This is a genomic window from Streptomyces sp. CB01373 (assembly GCF_002803075.1).
Taxonomy (GTDB): Bacteria; Actinomycetota; Actinomycetes; order Streptomycetales; family Streptomycetaceae; genus Streptomyces.
Genome location: NZ_NNBK01000003.1, coordinates 478803 through 485216, shown reverse-complemented (window position 1 = coordinate 485216; position 6414 = coordinate 478803). Strand labels below are relative to the sequence as shown.

Below are 6414 nucleotides of genomic sequence, written 5' to 3'. Positions count from 1 at the left end.
CCGCCCCATGGCCAGGGGCTATGCAGAGATCGCTGTTACACCACTCGGTGGGACACCATCATTCCGCAGGCGGCAACCATCCCGGAGCCCCTGCGTTGTGCGACGGTACGGCCCGCGAGTCACCGGCGACCGGCGCCTCCTATGTGCTGGAAGAGCCCGACGAGGCCAGGCAACCATCTGCGCCGTCAAGTCCCGCTCGCTCCCAATCGCTCGCACTGCAGTCGCAGCATGAACCGAACCGACACCTCCAGAGCAAGATCCGGACCATGTCCGGACCAGCTCCCGACCGAAGACTGCGCCAACTACCGTTTCGCCTGGTCAATGCAGGTGCAGCTGCTGTACCACAAGCAGACGAAGAACCTACGTGTCGGTCCGTCAGCGTGTGCTTGGAGCGGAAGGAACGTCGAGGCTCGCGACTACCAAGTTCGTCGCAGACGACGTGGAACCAGGCCACTCTCACCCCTGCCTCGGCGAGAGCGAAGCGCTGCGGACAGCCTGGCGGGTCAGCTCGGACACCAGCCGGCAGAAGAGCCCCTTCCGCTGCACCCGGATCCACCACTCGACCAGCCTCCGCCCGCCCCGCCCCTGACAGGTGCAGGCCGAGCAAGCGGAACGGCCGGTAAGCGTGTGGGCGCCCGTTTCCCGTTCGCCTGTACGGCCGCCACAGGTGACCTTCGGTGCCGCAAGGTCGATACTGCCGGTAGGAACGCTCCGGCTTCCCCGTGTCCGCCCGTCCGAGTTCATTGATGCCCCGTCAGTAGAGTCAGCGTCAGTACCGCCCCGCTTTCGACCGTCACGGACCGTCAAGATCAACAACAGCCGTCACGTGCCCCGACCAGCAAAGGCGCAGGTCGGAGCCGCACTCGCTAAGATCACTGGGAGGTATCGATGAAAATGCTCATCAATGTCGCCGAGACCGTCGTGGCGGACGCGCTGCGTGGTATGGCGGCGGCCCACCCCGAGCTGACGGTCGACGTGGAGAACCGGGTTGTCGTGCGGCGGGACGCGCCCGTGGCGGGGAAGGTCGCGCTGGTCTCCGGCGGCGGGTCCGGGCATGAGCCGCTGCACGGCGGGTTCGTCGGGCCCGGGATGCTCTCTGCGGCCTGTCCGGGGGAGGTGTTCACCTCGCCGGTGCCGGACCAGATGCTGCGGGCCGCGGCGGCCGTGGACAGCGGAGCGGGCGTCCTGTTCATCGTGAAGAACTACACCGGCGACGTGCTCAACTTCGACATGGCCGCCGAACTCGCCGAGGACGAGGGCATCCAGATCGCGAAGGTGCTGGTCAACGATGACGTGGCGGTGACCGACAGCCTGTACACGGCCGGGCGGCGCGGTACCGGAGCGACCCTGTTCGTGGAGAAGATCGCGGGCGCCGCGGCCGACGAGGGGCAGCCGCTCGAGCGGGTGGAGTCGATCGGCCGGCAGGTCAACGAGAACTCCCGCAGCTTCGGCGTCGCGCTGAGCGCCTGCACCACCCCGGCCAAGGGCAGCCCCACCTTCGACCTGCCCGCCGGTGAGCTGGAGCTCGGCATCGGCATCCACGGCGAGCCGGGCCGGGAGCGGCGGCCGATGATGACCTCGCACGAGATCGCCGACTTCGCGGTGCACGCGATCCTGGAGGACATGAGCCCGCACAACCCCGTACTGCTGCTGGTCAACGGCATGGGCGCGACCCCGCTGCTGGAGCTGTACGGCTTCAACGCGGAGGTGCACCGGGTGCTCGCCGAGCGAGGCGTGCCCGTCGCCCGCACGCTGGTGGGCAACTACGTCACCTCCCTGGACATGGCGGGCGCCTCGGTCACCCTGTGCCAGATCGACGAGGAACTGCTGCGGCTGTGGGACGCGCCGGTGAGCACACCGGGCCTGCGCTGGGGCAGGTGAGCCGGCAAGCGCATCGACCGTACCTACCACGCAAGGGAGATCCAGTGCTCGACGCCGACTTCTTCCGCCGCTGGATGACGGCGACCGCCGTGTCCGTGGCCCGCGAGGCGGAATGGCTCACCGCCCTCGACTCGCCCATCGGGGACGCCGACCACGGCAGCAATCTTCAGCGCGGGTTCACGGCCGTACGGGCCGCGCTGGAGAAGGAGGACCCGCAGACACCTGGCGCGGTCCTGGTGCTCGCCGGGCGGCAGCTGATCTCGACGGTCGGTGGCGCGTCGGGGCCGCTGTACGGGACGCTGCTGCGGCGCACCGGCAAGGCGCTCGGGGACGCCGCCGAGGTGAGCGAGAAGCAACTCGCCGATGCGCTGCGGGCCGGGGTGGACGGGGTCATGACGCTGGGCGGGGCCGCGCCGGGCGACAAGACCATGATCGACGCGCTGGTCCCCGCGGTGGACGCGCTCGGTGACGGCTTCTCGGCTGCCCGCGCCGCCGCCGAAGCGGGCGCCGAGGCCACCACGCCCCTGCTGGCCCGCAAGGGCCGGGCGAGCTATCTGGGCGAGCGCAGCATCGGTCACCAGGACCCGGGGGCCACCTCGTCCGCCCTGCTGATCGCCGCACTTGCCGAATCCGCCGCGGAGGTGGCGTGACATGAGCGGCGAGAAGGCGGTCGGGATCGTACTGGTGTCGCACAGCGCCGAGGTGGCGTCCTCGGTTCTCGAACTGGCGAAGGGACTGGCGGGCGGCGCGGCGGGCGTGCCCGTGGCCGCCGCCGGGGGCCGGGAGGACGGCGGGCTGGGCACCAGTGCCGAACTGGTCGCCGCGGCCGCCGCGGCCGTGGACCGGGGTGCCGGGGTGGCCCTGCTCACCGACCTCGGCAGCGCGGTACTCACGGTGAAGGCGCTGCTCGCCGAGGGTGACGAACTGCCCGAGAACACACGGCTGCTGGACGCCCCGTTCGTCGAGGGCGCGGTCGCCGCGGTGGTCACGGCGGCGGCGGGAGCCGACCTGGACGCCGTGGAGGCGGCGGCCTCGGAGGCGTACGGCTACCGGAAGGTGTGAGGGGAGGCGGGGGCGGGCGGCGCGGTTCGTCCTGCCGCGGCCTCGCCGTCCCGCCGTTCACCACAGGCGGGCGGCGCGGTTCGTCCTACCGCGGCCTCGCCGTCCCGCCGTTCACCACAGGCGGGCGGCGCAGGTCACTCGTCCGCGGGGTCGCCCTCCCCGCCGTCCGCCGCAGGCGGCCGACGCCCCGGGGCGTCCGCCGGCGGCGTCGCCGTGCCGCTGTTCACCAGTCGGCGTGCCAGCCGTTCGCCGGTGGCGACGGCGGCCGCGTGGTCCTCGATGGCGCCGATCCGGGAGTGCTGGAAGACGATGTAGGTCACGCCGGAGCGGACACCGCCGCCGTGGGGGTCGGCGGGGATGCCGAGGCGCCGGGCGGTGGCGTAGGAGGCCTCGCCGATCACCTCGCGCGGCCCGATGTCGCCTACGACCGCGTACTGCACACGGTCCCCGTAGACGACGGCCGCGACCGATCCCCCGCCCACGCCGTGGGCGCGGTGGTCCCAGATGCGGCTGGGGGCGGGCAGGACCACGTACGGCAGCCGTGCGGCGTCCAGGCGGTGGCCGTTGGACTGCTCGTAGGCGGCGGTCGGGGAGAACTGCGGGTCGGTGCTGCGGTTGCAGCGCGCGGTGGGCCGTCCGTCGCAGTCGATGTCCATGTCGGCCTTCCAGAAGACGGCGCCGGGCAGTCCGCACACCGGGACGGTGGCGGGCTGCCCGGCGCCGAGGCGGTAGCGGCCGCGGGAGACCGGCGTGCAGTCACGCACCCTGGCCAGCAGGTCGGCGGCCTGTACACCGTCGTCGCCGTGCGCCGTGGGCTCCCCGCGGGTGCGGTACGCGTACGGCACGGTGGGCGTCGGCAGAGTCGTGAGGGCGAGCAGGGCGGTACTCGCCGCGACGAGCGTCAGCGGCTGGGCACGCACAGTGAGGACCCCTCTCCTCGGGACATGACAGGCATTCACCCCACAGGGGGTGAATCGCGGAGCAATCGGTCGCGCGGCCCACGTTAGGGGAACGGGCGGCGCATGGCCCGCACCGCCCATCGGGCGGCCGGGAGCCCGGGTCCCTACCGGCCCGGCCCCCGGGCCGCCCGTGACGGCGCGGGAGGCAGCGACGACAGCTGCCCGCGCCACGGCGTGAACTCCCCTGTAATGAGAGGGAGTTCAGCCCGGAAGGAACCTCAGCATACGTAACGCCCCGGGACTCCCACCAACCCCGGCCCCCTTGATGCGCTCCGGCTGGCACGCCATATTGGTCCGGACCATTGCCCCGCACCGTGTGCGGGGCCGCCCACGCCGCCACTCATGGGAGGCAGACCCGTGCGACGCGTTCCCGCCCCCGCTTCCCGCCGTCTCCGCGTGCCCGGGCGTGTCGTGGCACTGTGCGGTGCGCTGGTGCTGCTCGCCTCCTGCGGCCGGAGCGCCGCGGACGACGGAGAGGGCGGCCGGCTGCCCGGTGCGCCGACCGGCGTCACCGCCGCCGCGGGAAGCGCGACCAGCGTGCACGTGATGTGGAACGCGCTGCCCGCGGCCCCGCAAATCGCCGGGTACGAGGTGTACCGCGACGCCACGAAGGTGACGGCGGTACCGGCCCGTGAGCGCATGGTGGACGTCACCCGGCTCAGCCCGTCGACCACGTACGTCTTCACCGTCCGGGCGCGTGGCACCGACGGCCGGCTCGGTCCGCGCAGCCGGCCGGTGCGAGCGAGGACACCGGCCGCCGTCGCGGCCGACCACTCGGCTCCCAGCCGCCCGCTCGACGTGCGCGGCCGGGCGGTGGGCAGCCGGGCCGTCCAACTGTCCTGGTCGCGCTCGACGGACGACCGGGGCGTGGTGTCGTACGACGTCCACCAAGGCGGTACGAAGATCCACAGTGTCGGCGGCAGCCAGACCGCCACCGTGGTCACCGGCCTGCGGCCGGGCACGTCCTACGTGTTCACCGTGCGGGCCCGTGACGCGGCCGACAACCTGTCCCCCGCCAGTGCCGCCGTCCGGCTCACCACCGCGCCGGGCTCCGACGACGGGCGGGCCACCGCGCCGTCGTCCTTCCGCGCCGCGACCCACCAGGCGGACGGGGCGTACCACCTCGACCTGAGCTGGGTCCCGCCGCACACCGACGGTGTGGTGACGCAGTACCAGATCCAGTTGGACGGACAGCCGGCCACCTCCCTCGTCTGGGGCGGCACGGCGCCCCGCGAGAAGGCCTCGTACAGCTTCTACCTGGGGCGCGAGGCCGGGGTCGGCCACCGGGTGCGGATCCGGGCGATGCTCCCGGACGGCACCTGGGGCGGCTTCTCACCCGAACGGTCGGTGACGACCGGGAAGCCATGAACTGCCGGCCGGGCGGAAACAGTAGGGATGCCCCGGGCACCCGACCGGGTGTCGGCCGCTCGGGCGGTGCCCACCCGTACGGCCGCGCCCCGCATGCGGGGGGCGTCCGGGAGACGTTGGCTGGCTCCGAGGCAGCACGGGCGATTCCCCTATCTCTGGCGGCACATGGGATGGTCCGCCGACCGTGCCGCCGGAGGACAGACCCATGCGCCACACTCAGCCACCCTCCCGCTCCATAGCCGTCGCCGTGACGGCCACCGCACTCTCACTCGGTCTCTCCACCGGCGCCGCCCACGCCGCCGGGATATCCGTGACCGCCAACGGCTCGACCGTGACCGTGACGACCAGCGTCTGCAGTCAGGTCAACGGCAGTTGGGGCACGGCCTCGCTGCTCTCCGCCGGCCAGACGAGCTTCACCCAAGGACGCCAGGTGGCGCTCACCGGGACGGCCAGTGGCCAGTCCGCCGCCTGGCAGAGCGTGAGCCCGGGCACCTACACCGTGGCCGTCGTCTGCGCGAACAACATCTCGGCGGGCACTCAGTCCATCGCCGTCACCGGCGGCCGCGCCACCGCGACGGCCGCGCCCACGTACCGGCAGCCCGCCGCGCCCACGTACCGGCAGCCGGCCGCACCTACGTACCGGCAACCGGCCGCACCGAACGTCGCACCCACCTTCGCGCCGAACGGCGTGCGCACGTACGCGCCGAACGCCGTGCCCACGGCGGTGCCGACCCGCGGTGTGCTGGGCGGCCTGGGCGGGGGCGTCAAGGACTACGGCACCCTCACGCTCGCGGCCGGCGGGACCCTGGTCGGGGCGGCGGCGGTCGCCACCGGGTGGGTGCTGCGGCGCCGTGCGAAGGCCCACCGGTACTGACGGCCTGTCGCAGCCGCACCACTACCGGCCACCCCTCCCAACCACACCCGTACCGGCCACCCCTCCCAACCACACCCGTACCGACCACCCCTCCGAGCCACACCCGTACCGACCACCCCGCCGGGCCCGACCGACCTCATTCCGGGCCCCGGCCGGGCCATTCGGCTTCGCCGCCGTGCAATTCCGCCTCGCCGCCAAGCGATTCCGGTACGCCGCCGGGCGATCCCTGGTCCCCACCGGGCAATTCCACGCCCCCGCCCGGCAATTCCC

At 73.0% G+C, this 6414-nt stretch carries 6 protein-coding genes; 5 read left to right on the top strand and 1 reads right to left on the bottom strand.

Annotation, left to right across the window (positions count from 1 at the left end):
• The first annotated feature begins 888 nt into the window (after window positions 1-888).
• Genes dhaK through CG719_RS06965 form a run of 3 tightly spaced genes read left to right on the top strand, consistent with a single transcriptional unit; the run spans window position 889 to window position 2943 of the window.
• The gene (dhaK, locus tag CG719_RS06975; protein ID WP_100567586.1) at window positions 889-1881 is read left to right on the top strand and encodes a dihydroxyacetone kinase subunit DhaK; all 993 of its coding nucleotides are present in this window, start codon (window positions 889-891) and stop codon (window positions 1879-1881) included.
• Window positions 1882-1925: 44 nt separating this feature from the next.
• Window positions 1926-2531 carry a dihydroxyacetone kinase subunit DhaL gene (dhaL, locus tag CG719_RS06970; protein WP_100567585.1) on the top strand — a complete coding sequence of 202 codons (606 nt, stop codon included), beginning with the start codon at window positions 1926-1928 and terminating at the stop codon, window positions 2529-2531.
• A 1-nt stretch (window position 2532) separates the two neighbouring features.
• Window positions 2533-2943, top strand: coding sequence for a PTS-dependent dihydroxyacetone kinase phosphotransferase subunit DhaM (locus tag CG719_RS06965; protein ID WP_100567584.1), 411 nt, complete (start codon window positions 2533-2535; stop codon window positions 2941-2943).
• 134 nt (window positions 2944-3077) lie between these two features.
• Here CG719_RS06965 and CG719_RS06960 read toward each other — a convergent pair whose 3' ends face one another.
• A complete protein-coding gene (locus tag CG719_RS06960) occupies window positions 3078-3863 on the bottom strand; it encodes a glycoside hydrolase family 75 protein (protein WP_159024834.1) in 786 nt (261 codons plus the stop codon).
• 381 nt (window positions 3864-4244) lie between these two features.
• On the opposite strand from CG719_RS06960, the gene CG719_RS06955 reads away from it, so the two are divergent.
• Window positions 4245-5270: a fibronectin type III domain-containing protein gene (locus tag CG719_RS06955; protein WP_100567582.1), complete on the top strand. Its 1026-nt coding sequence runs from the start codon at window positions 4245-4247 to the stop codon at window positions 5268-5270.
• A 205-nt stretch (window positions 5271-5475) separates the two neighbouring features.
• Window positions 5476-6144 (top strand): hypothetical protein, encoded by a 669-nt coding sequence (locus tag CG719_RS06950; RefSeq protein ID WP_100567581.1) that lies wholly within the window; start codon window positions 5476-5478, stop codon window positions 6142-6144.
• Window positions 6145-6414 lie beyond the last annotated feature (270 nt).

What these genes read in the sequence shown, in the direction of transcription:
- CG719_RS06965 (WP_100567584.1), top strand. Translation starts at nt 2,533, where the DNA reads ATGAGCGGCGAGAAGGCGGTCGGGATCGTACTGGTGTCGCACAGCGCC.
- dhaK (WP_100567586.1), top strand. Translation starts at nt 889, where the DNA reads ATGAAAATGCTCATCAATGTCGCCGAGACCGTCGTGGCGGACGCGCTG.
- CG719_RS06955 (WP_100567582.1), top strand. Translation starts at nt 4,245, where the DNA reads ATGGGAGGCAGACCCGTGCGACGCGTTCCCGCCCCCGCTTCCCGCCGT.
- CG719_RS06950 (WP_100567581.1), top strand. Translation starts at nt 5,476, where the DNA reads ATGCGCCACACTCAGCCACCCTCCCGCTCCATAGCCGTCGCCGTGACG.